At 69.2% G+C, this 23,180-nt stretch carries 26 protein-coding genes and 1 pseudogene; 17 read left to right on the top strand and 10 right to left on the bottom strand.

What is annotated here, in order from left to right; all coding sequences use genetic code 11:
• Positions 1–130: 130 nt before the first annotated feature.
• Together ABD844_RS15960 and ABD844_RS15965 are read right to left on the bottom strand one after the other, a co-directional pair.
• Complete coding sequence (locus tag ABD844_RS15960) at positions 131–385, bottom strand: helix-turn-helix domain-containing protein (protein ID WP_344877587.1); 255 nt, start codon at positions 383–385, stop codon at positions 131–133.
• A gap of 165 nt (positions 386–550) precedes the next feature.
• Positions 551–1,012: a MarR family winged helix-turn-helix transcriptional regulator gene (locus ABD844_RS15965; RefSeq protein WP_344877589.1), complete on the bottom strand. Its 462-nt coding sequence runs from the start codon at positions 1,010–1,012 to the stop codon at positions 551–553.
• Positions 1,013–1,136: 124 nt separating this feature from the next.
• Between ABD844_RS15965 and ABD844_RS15970 the strand changes: the two genes are divergently transcribed.
• Both ABD844_RS15970 and ABD844_RS15975 read left to right on the top strand, forming a co-directional pair.
• The gene (locus tag ABD844_RS15970) at positions 1,137–1,496 is read left to right on the top strand and encodes a DMT family transporter (RefSeq protein ID WP_344877591.1); all 360 of its coding nucleotides are present in this window, start codon (positions 1,137–1,139) and stop codon (positions 1,494–1,496) included.
• Between the two features lie 96 nt (positions 1,497–1,592).
• On the top strand, positions 1,593–1,913 hold the full coding sequence (locus tag ABD844_RS15975) for a DMT family transporter (RefSeq protein ID WP_344877593.1): 321 nt from the start codon (positions 1,593–1,595) through the stop codon (positions 1,911–1,913).
• 36 nt (positions 1,914–1,949) lie between these two features.
• Here the strand turns inward: ABD844_RS15975 and ABD844_RS15980 are convergent, their stop codons facing one another.
• The 3 genes from ABD844_RS15980 to ABD844_RS15990 all read right to left on the bottom strand — a co-directional run bounded on the left by ABD844_RS15980 (position 1,950) and on the right by ABD844_RS15990 (position 6,511).
• Positions 1,950–3,143, bottom strand: coding sequence for a L,D-transpeptidase (locus tag ABD844_RS15980; RefSeq protein ID WP_344877595.1), 1,194 nt, complete (start codon positions 3,141–3,143; stop codon positions 1,950–1,952).
• 186 nt (positions 3,144–3,329) lie between these two features.
• Positions 3,330–5,552, bottom strand: coding sequence for an SF1B family DNA helicase RecD2 (gene recD2 / locus ABD844_RS15985; RefSeq protein WP_344877597.1), 2,223 nt, complete (start codon positions 5,550–5,552; stop codon positions 3,330–3,332).
• Between the two features lie 215 nt (positions 5,553–5,767).
• Entirely contained in the window at positions 5,768–6,511 is a 744-nt protein-coding gene (locus ABD844_RS15990) for a TetR/AcrR family transcriptional regulator (protein ID WP_344877599.1), read from the bottom strand.
• Positions 6,512–6,575: 64 nt separating this feature from the next.
• On the opposite strand from ABD844_RS15990, the gene ABD844_RS15995 reads away from it, so the two are divergent.
• The 6 genes and pseudogenes from ABD844_RS15995 to ABD844_RS16020 all read left to right on the top strand — a co-directional run bounded on the left by ABD844_RS15995 (position 6,576) and on the right by ABD844_RS16020 (position 12,253).
• Positions 6,576–7,778, top strand: coding sequence for an FAD-dependent oxidoreductase (locus tag ABD844_RS15995; protein WP_344877601.1), 1,203 nt, complete (start codon positions 6,576–6,578; stop codon positions 7,776–7,778).
• A gap of 189 nt (positions 7,779–7,967) precedes the next feature.
• The gene (locus tag ABD844_RS16000; protein ID WP_344877603.1) at positions 7,968–10,079 is read left to right on the top strand and encodes an NACHT domain-containing protein; all 2,112 of its coding nucleotides are present in this window, start codon (positions 7,968–7,970) and stop codon (positions 10,077–10,079) included.
• Complete coding sequence (locus ABD844_RS16005) at positions 10,079–10,480, top strand: S8 family serine peptidase (protein ID WP_344877655.1); 402 nt, start codon at positions 10,079–10,081, stop codon at positions 10,478–10,480. The genes ABD844_RS16000 and ABD844_RS16005 overlap by 1 nt, the downstream gene beginning before the upstream one ends.
• Positions 10,481–10,699: 219 nt before the next feature.
• Positions 10,700–10,885, top strand: a pseudogene (locus ABD844_RS16010) (helix-turn-helix domain-containing protein); the annotation flags it as partial.
• Positions 10,886–11,205: 320 nt separating this feature from the next.
• Positions 11,206–11,973, top strand: a complete 768-nt coding sequence (locus ABD844_RS16015) for an alpha/beta fold hydrolase (RefSeq protein WP_344877605.1) — start codon at positions 11,206–11,208, stop codon at positions 11,971–11,973.
• 58 nt (positions 11,974–12,031) lie between these two features.
• Positions 12,032–12,253, top strand: coding sequence for a hypothetical protein (locus ABD844_RS16020; RefSeq protein ID WP_344877607.1), 222 nt, complete (start codon positions 12,032–12,034; stop codon positions 12,251–12,253).
• 81 nt (positions 12,254–12,334) lie between these two features.
• Here ABD844_RS16020 and ABD844_RS16025 read toward each other — a convergent pair whose 3' ends face one another.
• A complete protein-coding gene (locus tag ABD844_RS16025) occupies positions 12,335–12,610 on the bottom strand; it encodes a hypothetical protein (protein WP_344877609.1) in 276 nt (91 codons plus the stop codon).
• Positions 12,611–13,106: 496 nt separating this feature from the next.
• Between ABD844_RS16025 and ABD844_RS16030 the strand changes: the two genes are divergently transcribed.
• Positions 13,107–13,505 (top strand): hypothetical protein, encoded by a 399-nt coding sequence (locus ABD844_RS16030; protein ID WP_344877611.1) that lies wholly within the window; start codon positions 13,107–13,109, stop codon positions 13,503–13,505.
• A gap of 506 nt (positions 13,506–14,011) precedes the next feature.
• On the opposite strand, the gene ABD844_RS16035 is transcribed toward ABD844_RS16030, so the two are convergent.
• On the bottom strand, positions 14,012–14,680 hold the full coding sequence (locus ABD844_RS16035; protein ID WP_344877613.1) for a hypothetical protein: 669 nt from the start codon (positions 14,678–14,680) through the stop codon (positions 14,012–14,014).
• Positions 14,681–15,154: 474 nt separating this feature from the next.
• On the opposite strand from ABD844_RS16035, the gene ABD844_RS16040 reads away from it, so the two are divergent.
• From ABD844_RS16040 to ABD844_RS16050, 3 genes are all read left to right on the top strand, one after another.
• A complete protein-coding gene (locus tag ABD844_RS16040) occupies positions 15,155–15,313 on the top strand; it encodes a hypothetical protein (RefSeq protein ID WP_344877615.1) in 159 nt (52 codons plus the stop codon).
• A gap of 618 nt (positions 15,314–15,931) precedes the next feature.
• Positions 15,932–17,194 (top strand): phage major capsid protein, encoded by a 1,263-nt coding sequence (locus ABD844_RS16045; RefSeq protein ID WP_344877617.1) that lies wholly within the window; start codon positions 15,932–15,934, stop codon positions 17,192–17,194.
• On the top strand, positions 17,191–17,784 hold the full coding sequence (locus ABD844_RS16050; RefSeq protein WP_344877619.1) for a phage major capsid protein: 594 nt from the start codon (positions 17,191–17,193) through the stop codon (positions 17,782–17,784). Before ABD844_RS16045 ends, ABD844_RS16050 begins: the two co-directional genes overlap by 4 nt.
• A gap of 77 nt (positions 17,785–17,861) precedes the next feature.
• Here the strand turns inward: ABD844_RS16050 and ABD844_RS16055 are convergent, their stop codons facing one another.
• The gene (locus tag ABD844_RS16055; protein WP_344877621.1) at positions 17,862–18,089 is read right to left on the bottom strand and encodes a hypothetical protein; all 228 of its coding nucleotides are present in this window, start codon (positions 18,087–18,089) and stop codon (positions 17,862–17,864) included.
• Positions 18,090–18,092: 3 nt separating this feature from the next.
• Between ABD844_RS16055 and ABD844_RS16060 the strand changes: the two genes are divergently transcribed.
• Complete coding sequence (locus ABD844_RS16060; RefSeq protein ID WP_344877623.1) at positions 18,093–18,347, top strand: LamG-like jellyroll fold domain-containing protein; 255 nt, start codon at positions 18,093–18,095, stop codon at positions 18,345–18,347.
• Between the two features lie 64 nt (positions 18,348–18,411).
• On the opposite strand, the gene ABD844_RS16065 is transcribed toward ABD844_RS16060, so the two are convergent.
• The gene (locus tag ABD844_RS16065; RefSeq protein WP_344877625.1) at positions 18,412–18,657 is read right to left on the bottom strand and encodes a hypothetical protein; all 246 of its coding nucleotides are present in this window, start codon (positions 18,655–18,657) and stop codon (positions 18,412–18,414) included.
• A 224-nt stretch (positions 18,658–18,881) separates the two neighbouring features.
• Between ABD844_RS16065 and ABD844_RS16070 the strand changes: the two genes are divergently transcribed.
• From ABD844_RS16070 to ABD844_RS16085, 4 genes are all read left to right on the top strand, one after another.
• Positions 18,882–20,324, top strand: coding sequence for an alpha/beta hydrolase (locus ABD844_RS16070; RefSeq protein ID WP_344877627.1), 1,443 nt, complete (start codon positions 18,882–18,884; stop codon positions 20,322–20,324).
• 141 nt (positions 20,325–20,465) lie between these two features.
• Entirely contained in the window at positions 20,466–21,005 is a 540-nt protein-coding gene (locus ABD844_RS16075; RefSeq protein WP_344877629.1) for a GNAT family N-acetyltransferase, read from the top strand.
• 188 nt (positions 21,006–21,193) lie between these two features.
• Positions 21,194–21,538: a hypothetical protein gene (locus ABD844_RS16080; protein WP_344877631.1), complete on the top strand. Its 345-nt coding sequence runs from the start codon at positions 21,194–21,196 to the stop codon at positions 21,536–21,538.
• A gap of 345 nt (positions 21,539–21,883) precedes the next feature.
• Positions 21,884–22,096 (top strand): hypothetical protein, encoded by a 213-nt coding sequence (locus tag ABD844_RS16085; RefSeq protein WP_344877633.1) that lies wholly within the window; start codon positions 21,884–21,886, stop codon positions 22,094–22,096.
• A gap of 51 nt (positions 22,097–22,147) precedes the next feature.
• Here the strand turns inward: ABD844_RS16085 and ABD844_RS16090 are convergent, their stop codons facing one another.
• A complete protein-coding gene (locus tag ABD844_RS16090) occupies positions 22,148–23,038 on the bottom strand; it encodes a UTP--glucose-1-phosphate uridylyltransferase (RefSeq protein WP_344877635.1) in 891 nt (296 codons plus the stop codon).
• Positions 23,039–23,180: the final 142 nt, after the last annotated feature.

The following is a 23,180-nucleotide window of genomic DNA, read 5'->3' on the forward strand; positions in this document are numbered from 1 at the left end:
CCGTGAGTCGTCGCCGTATCGGCGTCGGCGGCACGGTCGGCGGCAGGTGGGTACGCGTGGTTGCGGGAGTGGTCGTGCTCGGAGAGTGCGCCCGGTTGCCCTTTCCGTGATCGGCGGGCTGGGCGCGCGGTCAGGGAGCGGGGGCGGGGGTGGAACGGATGGTGAGGTGGTCGAGGGAGATGTCGAGGACGTCGGCCAGGGCGGCGATGGTGAAGAACGCCGGGGTGGCGATGCGCCCGGTCTCGATCTTGCGGAGGGTCTCTGCGGACATGCCCGCCGCGGCGGCGACCTCGACGATGCTGCGCTCGCCACGTGCCTCGCGCAGCACCAGGCCGAGTTGCTCGCCGCGGAGCCGCTCTTCGGGGGTCAGCGGTGGTCGCACCATGCTCCCACTGTATACCCGAGGCGGCGGGCGGGGCTGCGGTGACGGGCGCGCCCCGAAGCCCCCGTCTGAGTGGCCCGTCTGAGTGGCCCGGGTGGGTTCTCCGCGTGAGTGCTGTGGGTGGGGGTGGCGTGTGGGGGTGGCTCGCGCCCGGAGGGTGGCGGGTCGTCAGCGCAGCGCGCCCAGGGCCGTGAGGGCGGCGGCGAGGCCCGGGTCCGCCTGTCCCGCCTCCGCCAGGGCTGCGCTCAGCGTCTCCTCGTAGGTACGGCTCGCCTCGGCGAACTTGACCCGGCCCGTCTCGGTGACGACCGTGTAGACCCCTCGCTTGTCGTCGGGGCACAGGTCCCGGTAGGCGAAGTCCGCCGCGTGCAGGCGGGCCACCAGGCGGGTCACCGAGCTCTGGTTGAGCCCGACCTTGTCGGCCAGTTCCTGCATGCGCAGTTCGCCGTTGGCGGACGTGGTCAGGTGGCCGAGCGCGCGGTACTCCGACAGGCCGATGCCGTGCCCGCGTTGCAAGGCGGTGGCCAGGTGGCTCTCCACGCGGGCGTGCAGGAGCAGCATGCGGTGCCAGGCGGCGGCGGTGTCCGAGACGGGCGGCGCGGGGACCGGGGTGGGGGTTGCGGGGGTCATGGAACCTCCTCGTTCGGCGACCGTTCCGATCCTTGTGAGACCGGCTTGACACCAGCATACATGTACATGCATCATTCTGCGGGATAGTTACTTGCATACACATACAAACAGGAGGGCCTCTCTCGTGGCCTGGATATATCTGCTCATCGCGTCCGTCTTCGAAGTCGTCTTCGCCCTGGCCACCAACGCCACCGAGGGCTTCACACAGCTCTGGCCGTCCCTGCTCACGGCGGGCGCGGCGGCCGGTGGCATCTTCTTCCTCAGCCTGGCGCTCAAGACGCTGGACGTCGGCGTCGGCTACACCGTCTGGACCGGCATCGGCTCGGTCGGCACGGTCGTGCTGGGCTCGGTGATCTTCGGAGAGGAGATCACCATCTGGAAGGCCCTGGCCTTCCTCCTGATCATCGGCGGCGTGCTCGGGCTGAAGCTCGCCGACCGCCTGACTGCGGGCCCCGGCGCCGCCGACAAGCCGTCCGCAGCCTGAACGCCTGCCAACGCCTGCCAACGCCTCCCGAACGCCTCTCCCCCACCACCCGAACACGCCCCGGCTCCGCCGCCAAGCCCCAAAGGAAACCTCGTCATGGCCTGGATCTACCTCTCGATCGCGATCATCTTCGAGATCGGCTTCGCCCTCGGCACCAACGCCACCAACGGCTTCACCCGCCTGTGGCCGTCGGTCTTCACCCTGGTGTCGGCCGCCGGCGGCATCTTCTTCCTGAGCCTCGCGCTCAGGACGCTGGACGTCGGCGTCGGCTACACCGTCTGGACCGGCATCGGCTCCATCGGAACGGTCCTGCTCGGCGCGCTCATCTTCAAGGAGCGGATCACCCCGGCCAAGCTGGGCTCGTTCGCCGCGATCATCGGCGGCGTCGTCCTGCTCAGGCTCGCCGCCGGGGTCTGACCCACCGAGGGCCGGTGCCGGTGCCGGTCGGCGTGGCTACTTGTCGTCGTCCAGGGCGCTGCCCTTCTTCCACTGGGAGAACGACATCTGCCAGTAGCCCCAGCCGTTGTTCCACTCCAGCTCGCGGTCGGTGCCGACGATTTCGACGACGTCGCCGCGCTGGACGTTGTCGTAGAACCACTTGGCCTGGTCGGGGCGGGCGTTGATGCAGCCGTGGCTGACGTTGCGCACGCCCTGGGCCCACACGTTGTCCTTGGCGTGGACGTACTCGCCGGAGTTGGAGATGCGCACGGCGTGGTTGATCATCACGTCGTAGAAGCCGGGGTCGCCCTTCTCGCGGCCCGGGGAGATCATCCGGACCGGGTTGCCGCGTTCCATGGTGAGGTGGACGCCGGAGGTGGTGGTGTATTCGCGGGTGGTGGCCATGCCGGCGCTGATGCGCATGGTCTGGACGCGCTTGCCGTCCTTGTAGACGTACATCATCTTCTTGCGGGTGTCGACCTTGCTGATCTGCTTGGCGCCGATCTTGAGGTTGGCCGTGTAGTCCTTGACCCCGTACAGGCCCTTGCCGCCCTTGATGCCGTCGATGTCGGCGGTGAAGGTGACCTCCTGGTGGGCGGGCCAGTATTTGGCGGTGCGGTAGATGACGACGGTGTCGTTGATCCACCGCCAGGCGCCGTCCACCGGCTTTTCGGCCTCGACCTGCAGGGCGCGCTCGATGGTGGCCTTGTTGGTGACCGGCTGGTTGAAGGTGACGATGATGGGCGCGCCGACCCCGAGGGTCTCGCCCTTGGCGTTGGGGGTCACGTCGGCGACCTGCAGGGCGCGTTCGGCCTTGGCCGTGCTGAACGTGCTGGTCTTCGTGGTGACGCCGGCCCGGGCGGTGACGGTGTAGCTGGTGGACGGCTTCAGCGCGGTCTTGGACATCCAGCGGGTCTTGTCGGTGTTGTACTTGCCCTCGAGCTGTTCGCCGTCGGCCTCGACGACGACGTCCTCGAGGGCGCCGCCCGCGGAGGTGACGACGACCTTCTTGTCGGGGTTGACCTTGCTGGTGCCCTCGGTGGGGGTGATGGCGACGGTGGGCGCCTGGGGGGTCGCGGTGATGGTGGCCTCGGGCGCGTCCGGCTCCTGGGCGGTGGGGCCGCCGCCGGAGCATGAGGCTGTCAGGGCAGCCGCCGTGAGCAGCGCGAGGGCTGTGGCGGGTCTCCTCCAGGCGGGCGCAACGTTCAAGATCGTCCTCTCCCCAAGGGCACCAAAAGGCACCCCAAAAACCTTAATGCTCCTGCATGTAAGACGCGGAATCATTTGGGAGAGTTCGATCACATTTCGATTACTGATCGGGCGCAGATCGGGCGCAGGTCTGCGACGGGCGCCGGCGGGCGTCGGCGGGGGTGCGCCGTGGGCCGGGCGGGTGTGTCAGGCGGGGCGGTGGCGGTTGAGGCGGTGCGTCAGGCCGGTGTGGCGGCGTCCCGCTCCCCTGGTGCGTACGGCCTGGGCCAGCGCCCGCCGCGAGCCGACGATGACGACGAGCTTCTTGGCCCGGGTGATCGCGGTGTAGAGGAGGTTGCGCTGCAGCATCATCCACGCGCTGGTGGCCAGCGGAATGACGACGGCGGGATATTCGCTGCCCTGCGAGCGGTGGATGGAGACGGCGTAGGCGTGGGCCAGCTCGTCGAGTTCGTCGAAGGCGTAGTCGACGGCCTCGTCCTCGTCGGTCAGGACGGTGAGCTTGTGCTCGTCGGGACGGATGTCGGTGACGATGCCGACCGTGCCGTTGAACACCCCCGCCGCGCCCTTGTCGTAGTTGTTGCGCAACTGGGTGACCTTGTCGCCGACGCGGAAGACGCGGCCGCCGTAGCGGCGTTCCGGCATGCCCTCGCGGGCGGGGGTCAGGGCCTCCTGCAGGGCGGTGTTGAGCGCGCCGGCGCCGGCGGCGCCGCGGTGCATGGGCGCCAGGACCTGGACGTCGCGGCGGGGGTCGAGGCGGAAGCGGCGCGGGATGCGGCGGGCCACGACGTCGACGGTGAGGGCGGCGATCTCCTCCGGCTCCTCGCAGGGGAACAGGAAGAAGTCCTTCATGCCCTCCAGGACGGGGTGGCGGCCGGTGTTGACGCGGTGGGCGTTGACGACGACGCCCGACTCCTGCGCCTGGCGGAAGATCTGGGTCAGCCGGACGCGCGGGATGTCGTCGGCGGCCAGCAGGTCCTTGAGCACCTCGCCGGCGCCGACCGAGGGAAGCTGGTCGACGTCGCCGACGAACAGCAGGTGCGCGCCGGGCGCGACCGCCTTGACGAGTTTGTTGGCCAGCAGCAGGTCGAGCATGGACGCCTCGTCCACCACGACGAGGTCGGCGTCGAGGGGGTTGTCGCGGTCGAAGGTGGCCTCGCCGCCGGGCCGTAGCTGCAGCAGGCGGTGCACGGTGGTGGCCTCGTGGCCGGTCAGCTCGGCCAGGCGCTTGGCGGCGCGGCCGGTGGGGGCGGCCAGGATCACCCTGGCACGCTTGGCGCGGGCCAGCAGCACGATGGAGCGTACGGTGAAGCTCTTGCCGCAGCCGGGCCCGCCGGTCAGCACGGCCACCTTCTCGGTCAGGGCCAGGCGGACGGCCTGGCGCTGCTCGGCGGCCAGTTCGGCGCCGGTCTGGCCGTGCAGCCAGGTCTCGGCGCGTTCCCAGTCGACGTCGGCGAACGCCTTGAGCCGGTCGTGGCCGCCGTTGAGCAGGCTCAGCAGGCCGCCGGCCAGGGAGGTCTCGGCGCGGTGGAAGGGCGGCAGGTAGACGGCGGGCACGAGGGTGTCGCCCGCGGGGACCTGCTCGCGTACGACGCCCTCCTCGGTGACGAGCTCCTCCAGGCAGGTGGTGACGAGGTCGGCGCCCACCTCTAGGATCTTGACGGCGTCGGCGGCGAGGTTGGGGGCGGGCAGGTAGCAGTGGCCGTCGTCGGCGGCCTGGGACAGGGTGTAGCGCAGGCCGGCCTTGACGCGTTCGGGGCTGTCGTGGGGGATGCCGACGGCCTGGGCGATGGTGTCGGCGGTCTTGAAGCCGATCCCCCACACGTCGTCGGCGAGTTTGTAGGGCTGGGTGCGTACGACGGTGATGGAGTTCTCGCCGTACTGCTTGAAGATGCGCACGGCGATGGAGGTGGACACGCCAACCCCCTGCAGGAAGATCATCACCTCTTTGATGATCTTCTGTTCCTCCCAGGCGGCGGCGATCATCTTGGTGCGCTTGGGCCCCAGGCCGGGCACCTCGACCAGGCGTTCGGGGTGCTGCTCGATGACGTCGAGGGTGCCGGTGCCGAAGTGGTCGACGATGCGCTCGGCCATCTTCGGGCCGATGCCCTTGATCAGGCCGGAGCCGAGGTAGCGGCGGATGCCCTGGACGGTGGCCGGCAGCACGGTGGTGTAGGACCAGACCTCGAACTGACGGCCGTAGCGGGGGTGGGAGGTCCAGCGGCCCTGCAGCCGCAGCGACTCGCCGACCTGCGCGCCGAGCAGCGGCCCGACGACGGTGAGCAGCTCGGAGCCGGTACGCTCGGTGGCCACGCGGGCGATGGTGTAGCCGGTCTCCTCATTGGCGTAGGTGACGCGTTCGAGAACGGCGTCTAAGGCTACAGCGACCGAACCGTCTGGACCATGCGCCACGGAAACTCTCACTCCCCTGCCGTTCTGGGCCCAGATTAGAGCAACAGCCGGGCGGCCACGGACTGCCACGCGATGCCGGGGCGGGCACACCCGACGGGTGGGAGCTCGCGCCTTACCCGCAGCCGGCATCTCCCGCGCCCGGCTCACCGCGCGTTCGCCGTGAACCGTCTGACCACTTCCCGGCCGCCGACGTCGTGGGGGCGGGTGCGTTCCTGCTAGGAGGCCGGTGCGCAGGCGTGGATCAGGGCTTGGACGCCGTCCAGGATCCTGGCCAGGCCGAAGCGGTAGTCCAGCCGCCGCTCCTGCTGTGGCATGTCGCTCGGGTAGGCGTAGGCGCCGGCGTCGATCGCGGTGCGCAGGGCGGGGAAGCGCCGCGCGTCCACCAGGTGGCCGAGCAGTGCGCTGTAGGCGGCGATGGACTCTGCGCGGGCGGTCTGCCCCAGTTCGGCGGCCAGTCGTGCGGTGGCGTGCATGTAGTTGGCGATGAGCAGTACGACCCCGACCTTGTCGGCCTCGGTGAGCCCGGTGCCGGCCAGGGCCGCCAGGGCGCGCTCGGTCCAGGCGAGCTGGTTGGGCGTGATCGGCGGCCCGGTGATGGGCAGATGCACGATCCAGGCATGGGCTCGCAGCATTTCCCACTGGGCACGGCACCAGCGCTCCAGGCCCATCCGCCAGTCGTCGCCGGGTTCGTCGAGCTCGGCGGGCAGCGCCGCGACCGCGTCCAGCATCATCAGCAGCAGCTCGTTCTTGCTTTTGACGTACCGGTACAGCGACATCGGGGTGTAGCCGAGCCGTTCGGCGATCTTGGCCATGGACACGGCGTCAAGGCCCTCGGCGTCGGCCGCCTCCACCGCCGCCTGCACGATGCGTGAGGCGCTCAGGCCGGGTCTTGGAGTCGGCTCCGGGTGGTCGAACCGGTCCCAGAGGCTGCGGAGCCCCGGCGGCAGGTCGCCGTTCATGTGTCGCCCCCAATGCTCGATCACGCCTTGCGGTCCACCGAAGTATATGGCATAGATTTGGTATATGGCATATACAGCGATGGTCATCGGTGGCGGCATCGCGGGCACAGCGAGCGCGATCGCCCTGCACAAGGCCGGATTCGAGGCAGTGATCTACGAGGCGTACGACCGGCCGGCCGACGACGTGGGCGCCTTCCTCACACTCGCGGTCAACGCCCTGGACGCCTTACGCGCCCTCGACTTCGACATCACCCATCTCGGCTTCGAGACCCCGCGCATCACCGTCACCAGCGGCTCCGGCAAGCGGATCGGCCGGCTACCCCACGGCCAGGCCCTGCCGGACGGCACGGTCAGCCGTACCGTCAAGCGCGCCGAGCTCTATCGCGCCCTGCGCGAGCAGGCCGTCCGGCACGGGGTGCGCATCGAGTACGGCAAACGCCTGGCCGACGCCGACAGCACCGAAAGGGGCGTACGGGCGACGTTCGCCGACGGCAGCACCGCCGAAGGCGGCCTGCTGATCGGCGCCGACGGGTTGCGCTCACGCACCCGCCAGATCATCGACCCGGCCGCGCCCCGGGAGCGCTACGGCGGCATGATCAACGTGGGCGGCTACACCCACGGCATCCAGACCGGCGGCGAGCCGGGCACGATGCACGCGATCTTCGGCAGGCGCGCGTTCTTCGCCCACACCACGCACCCCGACGGCGAGGTGTGGTGGGCGGCGAACCTGATGCGTCCCACCGAGCCCACCCCCGCCGGCCTGGCCTCGATCCGGCCGCCGCAGTGGCGGGCCGAACTCGTCGAGGCGTTCCGGCCTGACCACGGCCCGGCCCTGGCCCTCATCGAGGCGACCGATCGGCTCGTCACCGGCTGGACCACCTACGACGTCCCCTCCGTGCCGAACTGGCACCGCGACCGCCTGATCATCATCGGGGACGCCGCCCACGCGACCGTCCCGTCCATCGGCCAAGGGGCCGCCATGGCTCTCGAGGACGCCGTGGTGCTGGCCAAATGCCTGCGCGACAGCCCGGACATCGCCTCCGCCTTCGCCACCTACGAACAGGTGCGCCGCGACCGGGTGGAACGCGTCGTCGCGCAGGGCAGGCGCACCGACAGTTGGAAAACCCTCGGTCCCATCGCCCGGATACCCCGCGACCTGATCATGAGCCTGGCCCTGAAACGCCTGGCCCGCACCGGCCATGACCCGAGCCGATGGATCTATGAGCACCACGTCGACTGGGACCAACCAGCCGCCCGGCACCACTGAGACCGGCCGCGCCGTCACCGTGGCCCTCCGGCGCCACGATCAACGGCGCCACGATCGCCGCATCGGGCCCCACCTGACAGCCGCAACAATTCGCACGCGGATGGCATCCGACGGATGCGGCCGACGCCAGGCGGCGGCGATGATGTCAGGGTGAGCCGACGCCCGACACGCTGGCGGATCCTGGCCGCTGTGCCGGCCATCGCTGCGCTGTCCGGAGCGGTCGCCGTGGTGGCGCGCGCGGTGGACCCGGACGACAAGGTCAACCTGGCGGACCTGGCCGCGGTGGCGATCGCCGCGGCCGTGGCGATCGCGGCCGTGGTGGTCTGGGCCAGGCGGCGCGACCTCACCGCCAACGAGCCGGCCTTCCCTGATGTACAGAAGGCCGCCGACGTGCTGGCCGACCGAGTCCGCCTGCAGTGGGAAGCAGAAGCCCGCCACCGATCGCTGAGCGATCCGGAACCCATCCCCGTGCGCTGGCAGCTCACCGCCGATGAAGCGGTGATGAGCCCTCCCCGGCTGATCAGCGGCGCGGCCGGGTACGCCTTCACCGGGCGCAGCGACGACATCGCCGCCCTGGCCGCCGCCTTCCGGGCTCTGTCCCGTCGGCGGCTGGTCATCACTGGTGGTTCGGGCATGGGCAAGACCACGCTGGCCGTGCAGTTGCTGCTGCGACTGCTGGCCACCCGCGCCGCCGACCAAGCGGCCGCCACGGACGGGGAGGTCGTCCCGGTGCCGGTGCTGCTGCCGATCTCCGGCTGGGATCTGCGAAGGCACCCCGGCCTGCAGGGCTGGCTGGCCGAACGCCTGGCCCAGGAATACCCGGCGCTGAACAGCACCCCCCAGCTCGGCCCCCAAGCCGCCGCCGCGCTGATCGCCGGCGGACACGTCCTTCCCGTTCTGGACGGCCTGGACGAGATCGGCGACCAAGCCCGAGCGGACGTCATCACCGCGCTGAACGCATCCCTCGGCAACGCGGATCAGCTCATCCTGACCAGCCGTACCACAGAGTTCACCACCGCCGTGAAGTCTGCAGGCAGGCCGCTCACGGGCGCCGCCGTCATCACCCCTGCCCAGCTCAGCCCACAAGCCGCAGCCGACTACCTGCGCGCCTGCTTACCCACCGCCCCATCCGAGAGCTGGCGAAAAGTCCTGTCCGCGCTGGAGACCCGCACGGTCGCCGGTCTGAGCGAACTGGCCGCCACCCCGCTGGGCCTGTGGCTGATCCGCACCATCTTCGCCGCCTCGGGCGCCGACCCCGCCCCACTGGCCGGGCCGCTCGGCGGCGAGGCCGCCGCGCTCCGCGCCCACCTGCTCGACCGGCTTATTCCGACCCTCATCAAGGCACGGCCGCCCAGCACCGTCCCCGGTGACCACTTCCGGCCCAGGCACCGGCTCCATCCGGACGCCACCCGCCGCTATCTCACCTACCTTGCCCGAGCCTTTCCGCCCGACGAGACCCGCGACATCGCCTGGTGGCGCATCGCCGCCACCCTCCCCCACACCCAGCGCACCATCACACTCGTGACCGGGCTCATCGCAGGGCTCGTCATCGGACTTGTGGCGGGGCTGCCGACCGGACTCGCGGCCGGGCTCATCGTCGCGGTCATCGTCGGACTTGTGACGGATCTCCGCAGCAGGTCGTGGGCCAATGAGCTTCCAGGTCATGCCGACCTCCGTTTCCGCGGTGAGGGGCGCTCCCTTCTTCGCGCCATCCGGAGAAGAATGGCGGGCATCCTCGGGACCGGACTCGTGATCGGGTTCCTGGCCGGTGTGCTCACGGTTGTGTTCCTGGCAAGCGCGCCCACGATCGCGCCTGAAGCGACCCTTGCCATCGGGCTCGCAGTCACGCTGGTGCTCGGGCTCACGTTCGTGCTCGTGTTCGGCATCATGCTCGGGCTGGTGGAGTGGGCAGAGCATCCCGCTCGCATGTCGAGCAGCACTCCCAGCTCGAGCTGGCGATCCGACCAGGCCCTCACCCTTCTGCGCATGCTCACGATCGGGCTCCCGGTCGGTCTCACGGCCGGGCTCGTAGCCGGAGTGCTGCTGACCGGGCTCGTGACCGGTCTCACGGTCGGAGTCGTGACAGGGCTCTTGTTCGGACTTCTGGTAGGCGAGCATCGTGCATGGCTTGCCTGTACCGTCGCGAGCGGCCGGATCGCTCTCACGCGACAACTGCCTTGGCAGATCATGCCGTTTCTCGATGATGCCCACCGGTTGGGTCTGCTCCGGGCGGTCGGCCCGGTCTACCAGTTTCGTCACGCCGTCCTGCACGACCACCTCGCCACGGCGCCACTCCCCTGATCGTCGCGCTCAATCGGCCGGGCAGCCGCAGGCCGACGATCGACGGCCGGCGCAAGCCGGACCTGCCGAGCTACACCGGCGTGAGCACGTTCACCGGCGGGACCGGCACGCGCAGGCTCGCCGGCACCTCCGTCGCCGCCGCGCACGTCACGGGCGCGGCCGCGCTGCTGTTCCGGGCGAACCCGAGCCTCGACGCCTCGCAGGCGCAGTCCGAGCTCACCTGGCGCGCCTACCCGCCCGGCCTCGACAACGACCGGGGGAACGGGCTGATGGAGCTGCTGGTGTCGAACAGCACGTTCTTCTATAAGCAGAGCAACGTGGCGCTCACCCCGCTCGGCGCCTCCCGCACGCTCGACGTCCGCAACAACAACGGGTTCAGCCATGTCGGCCTGGACCTGTGAAGCTGCTCGCCCTGCTGTACGCCGAGCACCAGGACTACAGGAAGGAAGTGGACGCCGTGACCGACGACTGGGAGGTCGGCCCTGACGCTGCGAGCTCCGTCGGGGAGCCGCCCGAGCGGGTGGAGGCGCGCGTGCTGCTTCTGTTCGGTTCGCAGGCCGAAGTCGTGACCGCGCACCCCCGAGCAGTGATCCACTGCGAGTGCCTGCGGCCGAGCTCGCGCTGCAGCCGCGGCTGTGGCCGGGCGGTATGCCGCAGGCGGCTCCGTCCGCGAGATCGCCGAGTCGATCGGCCGCTCGTACGGGTTCGTCCATCGCCTCCTCGAGGAGGCGGGCGTCGAGCTGCGATACCGCGGCGGCGACCACCGGCCCCGCCCCGCCAGCACGACCACCGGAGTGGGAGAGTGACGTCCACCGAACGGTCCGCCGCGAAGGCGGCAAGATGCGTTGGTTTGGCGAGTAAGTTCAGGGGCCCAGATTCGGGTGAGTCCTGGTGCAAGTTGGTGATCTTCAGGGGTTGGCCGGCGAATGAGGTTTGGTACCACTCTCTGGCTCGGCAAGATGGGGCTTTGTCCCCGTAGTCGCATTCGCCGAAGCGTCGCCTCTGCCCAGTCGAGAGCGTGTGGTCGTGGCCGAATTGCGCCAGCCGCTAGATTGGATCTCGCGGCGGTCTAGCGCCCTACTACCGGGGGAGACGATCTCCTGCCCCGCATACGAGGAGGAATCGCATGGGCCGTGTGACGTCGAAGGACGGTACGTCGATCGCGTACGAGCGGCAGGGAAGCGGGCGGGCCGTCATTCTGGTGGGCGGGGGCCTCGACGACGGCTCGGAGAACGCGCCGCTGGCCGCAGCGCTGGCAGAGCATTTCACGGTGTACAACTACGCGCGACGCGGCAGGGGCGAGAGCGGCGACTCCCCCACGTACGCCGTGGAGCGCGAGATCGAGGACCTGCGGGCGCTGATTGGCGAGGCCGGTGGAGTGGCGCATGTGTACGGGGTTTCGTCGGGCGGCATGTTCGCGCTGGAAGCCGCGGCGGCGGGGCTCGCGATCGACAGGCTCGCGGTATACGACGTGCCCTATGACACGGCCGAGGACGCGCCGCAGCGGTATCGGGGTTACCGCGAGCAGTTGGCAGCGGCCCTCGCGGCTGGGCGGCGCGGTGAGGCGGTCGAACTGTTCATGCGCCTGGCGGGGTCGTCGGAGGAGGACGTCGCAGGGGCCAAGGGCTCACCGTACTGGCCGGGGCTGGAGGCGTTGGCGCACACGCTCGCCTACGACGCGGCCTGCTACGGGCCGCCACCGACCGCCCGCCTCGCCGCGATCACCCAGCCGACACTGGTGGCCACCGGCGAGGGAAACCCGTTGTACGAGTCGGCTGCGGAGGCGATCATCATCGGCATCCCCCAGGCCGAACGTCACGTCTTTCCCGGTCAGGGCCATGTGGCCGATCCAAAGGCGGTCGCTCCCGTTCTCGCGCGGTTCTTCGGACGCTAACGTCTCGTCGGCATTCCGACACAGCCCGAACAACTCGGGCGGGTCGTCCACGAAGCGGATGCGAGCGCACCGAAGGGCCGTGGCCCGCCACTTCCGGGGCCCTGACCGGCCCAGCGCCGACGAGTGCCAGCACTGCGGCAAGACGATGCACGTCCAAGGGCGGATCGACACGTTGGAAGGCGGACACGTCTGCCCTGGCGACTGGATCATCACAGGCGTAGCTGGCGAGCGCTGCCCGTGCAAGCCCGGCATCTTCGACGCCACGTACGAGCCCGCCTGACGGGCGCGCCGCACCGCACGAACGGCGAGGGGGGTACATCCCAAAAATCGGAACGTTGGCTTGCCGCATCAGGTCTCGTGATCAAGGCACAAGGATGTTGATCATGATGCCGACCGGAATCGACACGGCCACACCCAGAGCGAAGAAGATCCACTGCTGGCGTCGTTCCGCGCGGATAGTCTCCTTCGTCTGATCGAAGAGGAACCCATCCCCGGTGAGGCGATGGACCACCTCGACCAGGCCACCGTCTCGATCCTCATCGCAATCGACCTGATCCAGGTCGCCATGAGTGAAGGGATCGAGTGGCGATCTGCCACGGCGGCGGACCGCACAGGGTCCGCCGCCAGCCAACGTCAAAGGGCCCGGGAGGGAGGGCCGAAGCCCAAGATGGCAGCCCTGCCAGGCCCGCAGATTGACCTCCAGAGGAGTTCACTCACAGGGTAACCCCGCGAGGCGTCATCGCCTCCGAGATCGCCGCCCAGTACGGCCGCGCACTCCGCACCGTTCGCGAAGTCTGGACCAAGCACCCCGCCTGGCCGGCCCCCACCGGCAAGCGCGGCCGGTGGAACGAGTACGACGCCCAGGCCGTCGAGGCCGTCGTACGCGAGCACTTCCTCCGTGAACCGACGCCCATCGAGGGACGCTCCGACGACCTCCTCACCATCGCGGACATCGTCGAGTACACAGGCCTGAAGCGCGGCACCATTGACGCTGACATCTCCCGCCACCGCATCCCACCGCCGGACGACGCCGAGGACGGCGTGAAGCGGTGGCGGCGCAGCACCATCGACACCGCCATGAGCGGGCGGCGCGGCTACCGCCGCGCTCAGACCGAGAAAGGAAACCGGGAAGCATGACTACTGCCCAGTCCACCGAGCCCGGCACCCTCCTCGCGTTCGTCCGCCAGCGCCTCGCCGACACGGCTTCGCCCCTCGACGCTGCCGTGAACGCCGCCTGGCCCGGCCTCCCCGCCGGCATCACCCTCGACGAAGCCCGCCGCCGCACCAGCGCCGCGCTCACCGCCGCCGGGATCGACGACACGAACCTCGTGCTCCGCCAGGCCATCACCCTGTACGAACAGGCCGTCGACCAGGCCGCATCGCTCCGAGCCCAGCTCGGTGACAACGCCGGGAAGGGTTCCGGGATCGCCGCCCAGTTCTACCTCAACGTGATCCGGCTGCACGCCGCCCGCTGGGCCGGCCATGACGAGTACCGTCCGGAGTTCCGGCACGGCTGGATGGAAGAGCTGTGACCCAGGCACCTTGACCGGAGCCTCACCAGCAGGATCAGCCGGTCCCGCTCCAGCCATGATTCGTAGCCGATATGGTCGCTGGTAGTTGATGACCAGTGCCAGCCGGCGAAGCCCCGGCCTCCCTTGGCCCAGCGGAACCCCCGCACCGGCCGCCCGTGCTCGAACCGGACGCTCCAGCCGTCGCCTAACCGGGTCCGCAGCCGCCGCTCGCCATCGAAGAAGTCCAGGTCGAAGGCGCCGAGCACAGGGTTACCGTACGCACTCGCCAGTTCCTCCATGGTCTCTCCTGGGAACTCAAGCGTCCCTTCCGAGTGAAGTTGGCGGGAGGGACACGCGCTGACTTGCGGCACGTCACCTTGGTTCGAACGGATCCGAACGCAGTCGTTCAGGTCTTCCTGTCGGTGAGATGAGTCTCCGCTGACCATGACACGGAGGCATCACGCCCCTGGGGCACTGCCAGGGCTCAGCGCCGTGGTCACGGCGGTGGTATGCGATACCGGCCCCGCTCAACCTCGCGCGCCTATTCGTCCCACGTTTGGATAGTTCGACTTGCGCGCCAGCCACCACCAGCCGTCACCCAGCCGGCTGCACCACCAGTAATCGTCGAACGTGGTCGCGGTGAGATCACAGGGACTTACCCACGCGGCCTCAGGCCGGTCATAGATGTAGAGGAACATGTTCTCTGACACTTCCTCGTTCGACAGTCCCATCATGAGAACACGTCCGGGATAAAGCTCGATCGGCACATCCTGCGTACTGAGATGATCAAAATGCAGGACATCGAATTCATCAGGCAGATGCACCCAGCCACCCGAAGGCATGTCCGCCGACAGCTTCCTGTCCTCGGCCAGCTGGGCCAGCGCGGTGAACTTGCCGTGATGGACCGCGAACCACGTACGCCCGAAGATCCCGTTCCAGGGCAGCAGCACAACGGCGGCACACAGAACGACCGCCGCGCCGGTCGCGCCGTAACCGCGGATGTCACCACGTCGGCGTATGAGTCTCTGCGCCCACCACGACGTGGAAAGCACGGCCACGACGAACGCGATCCCAAGGATCAGCTGCTCGATGATCCGATCGTAGTACTCCAGCCACAGCAGATACCGTCCAGTCACGACCACGAGCCAGCTCGCCACCATGGTCGCGGTCAACGCATGCGATCGCTTCTCGATCACGTCTCCAGCCCCGGTCGGCGAGCACTGCTCCACGTGCGGACGGCCTCCCGCCAACCTGTGAACCCAACCCGCGCACTGCAACCCGCCTCATCTAACGGGACACCGCACAACCCGCGGCCCTCTGCGACGTACCAAACCTCAAACGCGCTGTCGGCGAGGCTCAACGGACATCAAGCTCCAGCAGTCACTCAACCTTCGGTGAGACACCGTAGTCGTCATCAACCTTCGATGACAATGCTCACTTTTCGCTGCGACAGGACACCTGAAACGACAAGATCCCGCCTGATCGCGATGATCAGACGGGATCCCGTCAACTTCGGTCCGGCCGTTTCAAGAACGGCCCGGATAGTCCGTGGGCTTGGTTCAACTGGTCCGCGCGTAGGGCGAATCAAAACATTGAGGGCCCCGGCATTGCTTTGCCGAGGACCTCGGGGCCGCTCAAGGCTCCTCGCCCCGGGACCGCGAGCGTCGCTCGTGCACGCCGGCCTGCTCAGCGTGCAGCTACAGCCGCCCGGCACGAAGTTCGACCAGCCGGACGAGGGCCAGCGGCCAGACGAGAACGAAGAGGACCCCGAGACCGAGGAAGGGCCCGCCGACGGCGCCGTCCTTGAAGAGGAGGAAGAGCAGCCGTGAAGCAGCGTGAGACCTGATCACCGTGAGGGCGTACGCAGCCCCTGTCAGCCTCCTGCCTCGGGCCGCCGCTGAGGCCGAGCCGTCGCCCGAAGCCGGGGATGAGGCGGGACTGCGCGCGGGCGGCTACGGCAGCTCGTTCATGTTCAACGTGCTCGACGAAATCTGGAACCACGAGCCGGAGGAGTCCGAGCACAACCCGGAAGGTCTGCCCGAGCGCAGCATCCTCCAGGTCCGCCTGTTCGAGTGCGGTCCGGTTACGTGGCCGGCCTCGCACGCGGCCACCGCGGGGATGCGTTCCGGCGTGGCCGGGCTCACTGACTGGTATGGCGAGCAGCTGAGCCGCCGCGACTCCGGCCGCTACGAAGCACTCGTACGCGGCTTCAACGACTTCCGTGCCAAGCACGGACTCCGCACCTCCGACGGCGAGGCCGTCCCGCCCGCCGTCGACCAGCAGCAGCCGGTCGACGAGCGGCAGGACACCGCGCCCGAGGAGGCCGCGACCACCCCGACCGACGCGCCGGACACCCCGGTAGTACACCACGCGACAGGTCTCACCCCGTCACAGCGCACCGCCCGACTGCGGGCGCAGCGCTACCCCTTCCTGACGAAGGAGTCCCGATGGACGAGATCGAGCGCAGGCTCGCCGAGATCGAGACCGAGATGCGCGCACTGCACGAGGCCGCGGCTGGCGCGGCGTTCACCGATGAGCAGCAGGCACGCTGGACCGAGCTGGAGGAGCAGCGCGCTGAGCAGCTGCGCCTGCAGGAGGAGGAGCGTGCCCGCCAGGCCGACCTGGAGCGGCGCCGCAACGCGGTTGCCGGATTCGCGGCCCGCGGCAACACCGAGGCCGGCGACGGCAACCTCGACGTCCGCGGTGTGCAGGTGATGCAGCGCGTCGACCCGTGGGACGGTGCCAACGTTCGGGCCCTGCCGGACCTGAAGGCGCGAGACAAGGCGCTGGAGGACCGCTCGCTGACGGAGCACGCCAGCGACGAGCAGATCGCGCGGGCCGCTAGGGTCCTGCGGACCCGCACTCGGGACTGCAACGGCGCGCACGTCGCCCGCCGCCTGCTGATCACCGAGAACGTGCACTACCGCAGTGCGTTCATGAAGCTCATCACGCGGGCCCACCCGGTGCTGACTCCTGAAGAGCAGCACGCGGTGGAGGTGTACGAGGAGTACCGGGCGATGTCGATCGGCTCGGACGCCGGCGGTGGGTTCGGCGTCCCGGTAATGATCGATCCCACCATCATCCTGACCGCGCAGGGCTCCCCGAACGACATCCTCAACCTCGCCCGGGTCGAGACCATCACCAACGACGAGTGGAAGGGCGTCTCGTCTGCCGGAATCGTCCTGGTCGTTCGACCCGGAGTCGAGCGAGGTCTCGGACGACAGCCCAACCCTCGCACAGCCGTCGGTTCCCACCCACAAGGCCCAGGGCTACATCCCGTACACGATCGAGGTCGGGATGGACTACCCGGGCTTCGCCGGAGAGATGGCGACGATCCTGGACGAGGGCTACCGCGAACTGCTGGCGCAGAACCTCACCACGGGCACGGCGTCAACGCGCCTACGGGTGTGGTCACCAAGCTCGACGCCGCCACCACCAGTGAGGTCGTGGTCACGACCGACGGCGCGTTCGGCGCAGTCGACATCTACAAGCTGTGGGACGCGCTGCCGATCAAGTACCGCAACCGCATGCCGTCCTGGATGAGCAGCACCGACGTCATGAACGAGGTCCGGCAGTTCGGCTCCGCCGGCGCAGGCGGCTCGAACTTCTCGATCAACCTCACCCAGGAGTCGATCCCGCGCCTGTTCGGCAAGCCATACTACGAGAACGGGACGACTTCACCGGCACCACCGGCGCGGCCAACCTGGTGATCCTGGGCGACTTCAAGAACTACCTGGTCGCTCAGCGAGCGGGCATGAGCGTCGAGTTGGTGCCGCACGTGTTCGGCAACACCAACAACCGGCCTATCGGCCAGAGGGCGTGGTACGCCTGGGCCCGCGTCGGTGCCGACGTGATCAACACGGCCGGGTTCAGGGTTCAGGTCGCCCCGGACGGGATGTGCGGCTGGAAGGTGCGGCCGTTCCCGACGGTCTACGACTGGGGGCAGGACCCGCAAGGCACGTTCGGTTTCCATGTGCGGAGAGACTACACGCCGAACGCGCTCACACAGGTAGCGGGAACGGGTGCCACGTGCCTGCTGGTTCACCGGTCTGCGGCAGAGAAGGTCCGCGCCGAGGCGGGTGATGTCTGGTTCAACCCCGTGGCCTTCACCGATGGTCGGCCGGTGAGCGAAGACCTCTCGTTCTGCTACCGCCTGAACAGGGCGGGGATCCCAGTGTTCGTGCACACGGGCGTGCCGACCAGCCACCACAAGCAGATCTGGGTGGGCGAGGACGAGTACCGATTGTTCGAGGCGGCCTACCGCGCCGCAGCCGAGCCTGAGCCGGTGGTGGCTTCGTGACGGCCGCCGTTCAACGCGCCGCGCAGGCGCTGGTGAAGTGACAGAGAGGGATAGGTGAGCGACTTCGCGATGTGGGGCTACTTCGTCGGCGGCGAGGCCGTCGCCCCTGCCCCGCTGCCGGCGCCGAACGGCTGGTGGAGGTTCGACGAGGGCACGGGCGACACGATCGCCGACTCGTCCGGCGGCGGCCGTGCCGCGACCCGTACCGGCGGGATGACCTGGATCGGCGGGCGCGATGGCGGCGGCGCGGTACGGTTCGAGGCACCGGGTTCGCGGCCCCGCCCGTCCTTGACCAGTGGACCCATCTGGTGGGCGACTACGACGCGCCGTCCAGGCAGACGCGGCTCTACGTCAACGGCGCTCTGGTCGGGCGGCTCGACGGCGTCACGTTGTGGCAGGCCGCGACGCCGGGTCCGTTCGTCATCGGGGCGTCGAAGTGGCTCGGCAACCGGGTCGATCACTTCGCGGGCTCCGTCGACGACGTACGGGCCTACGCCACCGCGCTCGACGAGTACGAGATCAGCCGCCTCCACCACACCGCGGCGCTCGCCGGGCGCGACTGACGGACGTTCCTTCTCGCCGCCCGGCACGGTGACGTCGGGGTCCCCACCCGGACCCCGACGGCCGTCAACCGTGGTACGGAGGGACCGGGCGGCCGTTGCGCACCAGGAGTGTCAGGGGACGGGTGGGCTCGCTCTCCTGCACCGCTCCCCCGGGGACGACGGTCCGGCCCGACAGGTCGAGGGTGTCGACCCGCACGAACCCCCATGGCCGGCCGAACCGTTCGTCGTCGGCCGAGGCTCGGACGAAGAGACGGCCGCGGACGTCGATGACGAGGTCACCAGGCCACCACGCCTCCGGCCCGGCGACCACCAGGTGCTACGGGACGGCCCAGGGGCCCTCATATCCGCGCCCGCGCGGTTGTCATCCTTCCCCCCGGCCAGACGTTTCCCGCCGATGTGCTGATCGATGAACTGTCGCGAGCACCCGGCATCTGCTCGGCGCAACGGCTGCGAGCGGTGAGATGACATCTGTCATCAGATTTCGGGTGTGCCGGACACTATGACGGCTTCGCGGAGATCGCCAGCATGGTCGCTATGCGAAAAGCGTTGATCCCCATGGTGGCTCTGCTGCTCACGGTCGGTACGGCTCCCGCCGTAGCCGCGACTGCCGCCACTCCCGCGATCACCTGGGCCGCGTGCACAGGTCTGCCGGGCCCGGCAGACCTGGAGTGCGGCACACTCACCGCCCCCCTCGACTACGACGATCCGGACGGCAAGACGATCGACCTCGCCGTCCTGCGCGCGAAGGCCGGCGGCGACCGGCTCGGTTCGCTGGTGTTCAACTTCGGCGGCCCCGGCGCCCCGGCGGTCGAGACGCTGGCCGCGGCCCTCGGCAGCTACACGGAACTGCGCGAACGCTACGACCTCGTGGCCATCGACCCGCGGGGCGTGGGCAGGAGCTCACCCATCACCTGCGGCACCACGGCCGAGCTCGACCGGTACTTCGCCACGGACGGCAGCATCTCCAAGCCCGCCGAACGCCCCAAGATCCTCGCAGCGACCAAGAAGTACATCGACGCCTGCGTGAAGAACTCGGGTGAGATCCTGCCGCATGTCGGCACCCCGAACGTGGCTCGCGACCTCGACCGCCTGCGCACCGCGCTCGGCGAGGACAAGCTCGACTTCCTGGGCTACTCCTACGGCACGATGCTGGGCGCGACGTTCGCGACGCTCTATCCGCGCAACGTCGGCCGCATGGTCCTGGACGCCGCGGCCGACATGACCCAGCCCTATCTGGACATGGCCGAAGCGGGGGTCGCCGGGCGCGAGCACACCTACCGCCTGTTCCTGGACGACTGCGTAAAGAACGGTTGCGACCTCGGCACCACGACGAAGGCCGCGAACCGGACCGTGGAGCGCCTGGTCAACCGGCTCAAGGCCACCCCGCTCCAGGTCGGTGAGCGTCAGCTGAGCGGGGCGCTGGCGACCATGGGTGTCGCCATCGGCCTGTACACCAAGTCGACGTGGCCCATCATCGAATCCGCCGTGAGCAAGGCGGTCAAGGGCGACGGGCGTGAACTGCTGGCGCTGTCGGACGTCTACACCGGCAGATCGCCGAACGGGCGCTACTCCACGATGCTCCAGGCGGCCTTCGCCGTCGCCTGCCGCGACGCGGTCGAGTCGCCGACGCTGCGGCAGACGATCGAGGCCGACCGGCGGCTGCGGAAGGTGTCGCCGCTGTTCGGCGGGGGGTCGCCGATGTGCGCGATGTGGCCGGTCCCGGCCCAGCCGAACGACCGGATCGACGCGACAGGCTCGGGCCCGATCGTGGTCATCGGCGGGAAGGCGGACCCGGCGACGCCGTACGAGTGGGCGGAGAGCATGGCGCGCAAGCTGAAGACGGGCGTGCTGGTCACCTTCGAGGGCGAGGGGCACGGCTCGTTCGGGCAGGGCAACACGTGCGTGGACGCGCTGGTCCACGCGTACTACTTCGACGGGACGGTACCGGCGCCGGGCAGTTCCTGCCCGGCAGGCTGATCGCCGCACCTCACGACGGGCAGGTCTCGGGGCGGGTCGATGACGGTTCGTCCAGGACGGGCCGCGGCGGTTTCTGGGTGGCGGTGTCACGCAGAACAAAAGTGATTGCCTCGGGACCAGGGCTCATGTTGGCTGTGCGGCATGGCTGAACTGCGCACCGATCGCCTCATCTTGCGCCGATGGCGTGACTCCGACCTCGAACCGTGGGCGGCGATGAATGCCGATCCCGAAGTCCGGGAGCACTTGGGCGACCTGCTCACCCGCGAACAGAGCGATGCCTCCGTGTCGCGATTTCAGGCGGAGTTCGACCAGCGAGGCTATGGGTGGTGGGCGGTTGAGGTGGAGGCCATGGGCGAGTTCATCGGCTTCGCAGGCTTGGATGAAGTGGACGACCACATGCCGTTCACAGGAGTGGAGATCGGCTGGCGGCTCGCCCGCTCGGCCTGGGGCCAGGGCTACGCTACCGAGGCTGCGCTGACAGTCCTGGCCCACGGCTTTGACGCTCTTGAGCTTCCTGAGATCCTCGCTGTCACGACGGCCACCAACCTTCGTTCCCAGGCGGTGATGCGCCGGATCGGCATGACCCGGGACCCGGCCGACGACTTCGACGACCCCACCGAGCCCGAAGGGCCACTGCGTCCGAACGTGTTGTACCGCATCGCCCGTAGTGCGAGGATCTAACGTTCTGCGCTGGGGTCGTTTGATCAGGCTGCGGCGGCGACGGGGCGTCCGACACCACGGCGAAGCTCTGCGGTCAGAGCACCAGCCGGCCCGGCGCGACCGGAGTGGATCAAGAAATTCGCCCGTACGGAGACGATTGTGAAGGCGGCGTCAACCGGAACGTCAGCCAACCTCGATACCAAGATCACATGAAGATCAACCGTAACGTCATGGCCGCCACGGCGATCGCCATGACCGCCGCCGCCACCTTCGCCGCCCAGCCGGCCACCGCCGCGAGCCAGATCGCGGCCGTCTGCCCGACCGGTTACCTGTGCCTGCAGCCGAGCGCGTCGTCGGCCAAGGCCGTGCTCGTCAAGCAGGGGGACAGCCGGTCCTTCTCCGGCGGGCTGCAGGTCAGCCAGGTGACCAACCAGACCGGCGTGGCCTACTGCGTCAGCAGCGCGCCCTACGGCTACACCCTGGGCGCCAGGAAGACGGTGACCCGTACCCACACCGTGCTGTCGGTCAAGCCGGCCGGATTCTGCGCGGCCTGAACGTGACGAAGCCCGGGTTTCGGAACATCCGGGCTTCGTGCCGTGCGTTCAGTACGAAACGCCGGAGGTAGCGGCCGGGTCGCACACGCGGCCCTGCCCCGGGCCCGTCCCGTTCGGCACGGCAGCCATGTCATCACGGTCATCGAGCCCGCCTGGGCCGCTGTCCGGGGCGATCTCGCGTCGTTCAAGCGGGAACGGCCGTGGCAAGGCCGCCTGTGAGCGCAGCGCTTGAGAGAATTCCCGCACCGAATCTGTGGCGCGTACTTCTCCGTCCCTTTCGTTCGGATGCACGCCTGCTGTCCGCCATGATGTTACTTTCAGCGACAGATCGGATACGGTGTGTTTGTGAGACGTCTCCAGCTTGTCCTGCCCGCCGCCGCTCTCCTCCTCGGTGCGGTCGCCGCCGTCGGGCTCTTGCGCCGGTATCTGCAGATCCGGACCTGCAACCACCTGATGGTGCAGACGAAGCCCGGCCGCTGGGAGGTGCCCGCGCCGCACGACGACGTGCCCGCCCAGTTCGGCGCGGACTTCATCGACGCAGGGACACTGGCGCGGTGAACGGGTGACGGGTGGTCCCGCCTGAGCGCGGGCCCGGACCGGAGTGCGCCGTCACGTCCCGGCGGGGTCGCCGTCCTGGGATTGAGCGAGTTTACGCAGTTCGGGGCCGTAGTCCGGGTGAGCGAGAGCGGCGGCGAACTGGGCCTTGAGGTAGTTGAGCGGCGACCCCGTGTCCCACCAGGTGCCATCGATGACCTGCCCGTACACCTCGTGCGTGCGCGCATGGTCGTTCAGCGCGTCCGTGAGGTAGATCTCGCCGACCGGGTTCTCGTGCCAGCTTCGGGTACGGGCTTCCAGCGCGTCGACGACGCCCGGCGTGATCACGTACCCGCCGATCGCGGCGTAGCGGGAGGGCGCCCGTTCGGGGGACGGCTTCTCCACCAGGCCGCCGATCAGCAGGCGCCCCTGCCCGAGGTCCTCCTTGACGACGGGGACGCCGTAGCGCGGGGCGTCTTCCGCAGCCATAGGCATCAGGGCCAGGACGGGGGCCCGCGTGGCCTCGTACGCCGCCTTGAGCTGCTTGGCCCGCGGCACCTCGGCCACGAAGACGTCATCGGCCCACAGCACCATGAAGGGCTCGTCCCCGATGACGCGGGCCGCGTTGAGCACGGGAGTGCCGTTGCCGTAGGGCCCGTCCTGGTACAGGTACGTGATGCGGGCCAGCGACGACAGCTCGGCGACCGCGTCGGCCAGTTCGGGCTTGCCGGTCGTACGGAGCTGGAGTTCGAGATCGGCGTCCGGGGCGAAGTGCTGCTGGATGAGGTGCTTGCGGCCCGAGGTGACGATGGTGATCTCCTCGATGCCCGACTCCACCAGCTCCCGGATGGTGTGCTCGATGACGGGCCTGTCGCCGATCGGCAACATCTCCTTGGGAAGCGCCCTGGTCAGGGGCAGCAACCGGCTGCCCAGGCCGGCGACCGGAATCACGGCTTTGTGGATCACGTCGTCTCCTGCTCACGCCTGCGTTGAGGCCACGACGCTACCGCAGCAGACGATCTCCTCCCGATCCGGTCCACCGGCCGTCGCGGGTCGAGGTCGTCCAGGGTTGAGATCGTCCGGAGTTGAGCCGTCCCGGGTTGAGGTT

Source organism: Nonomuraea antimicrobica (assembly GCF_039536965.1).
GTDB classification, from domain to species: Bacteria; Actinomycetota; Actinomycetes; order Streptosporangiales; family Streptosporangiaceae; genus Nonomuraea; species Nonomuraea antimicrobica.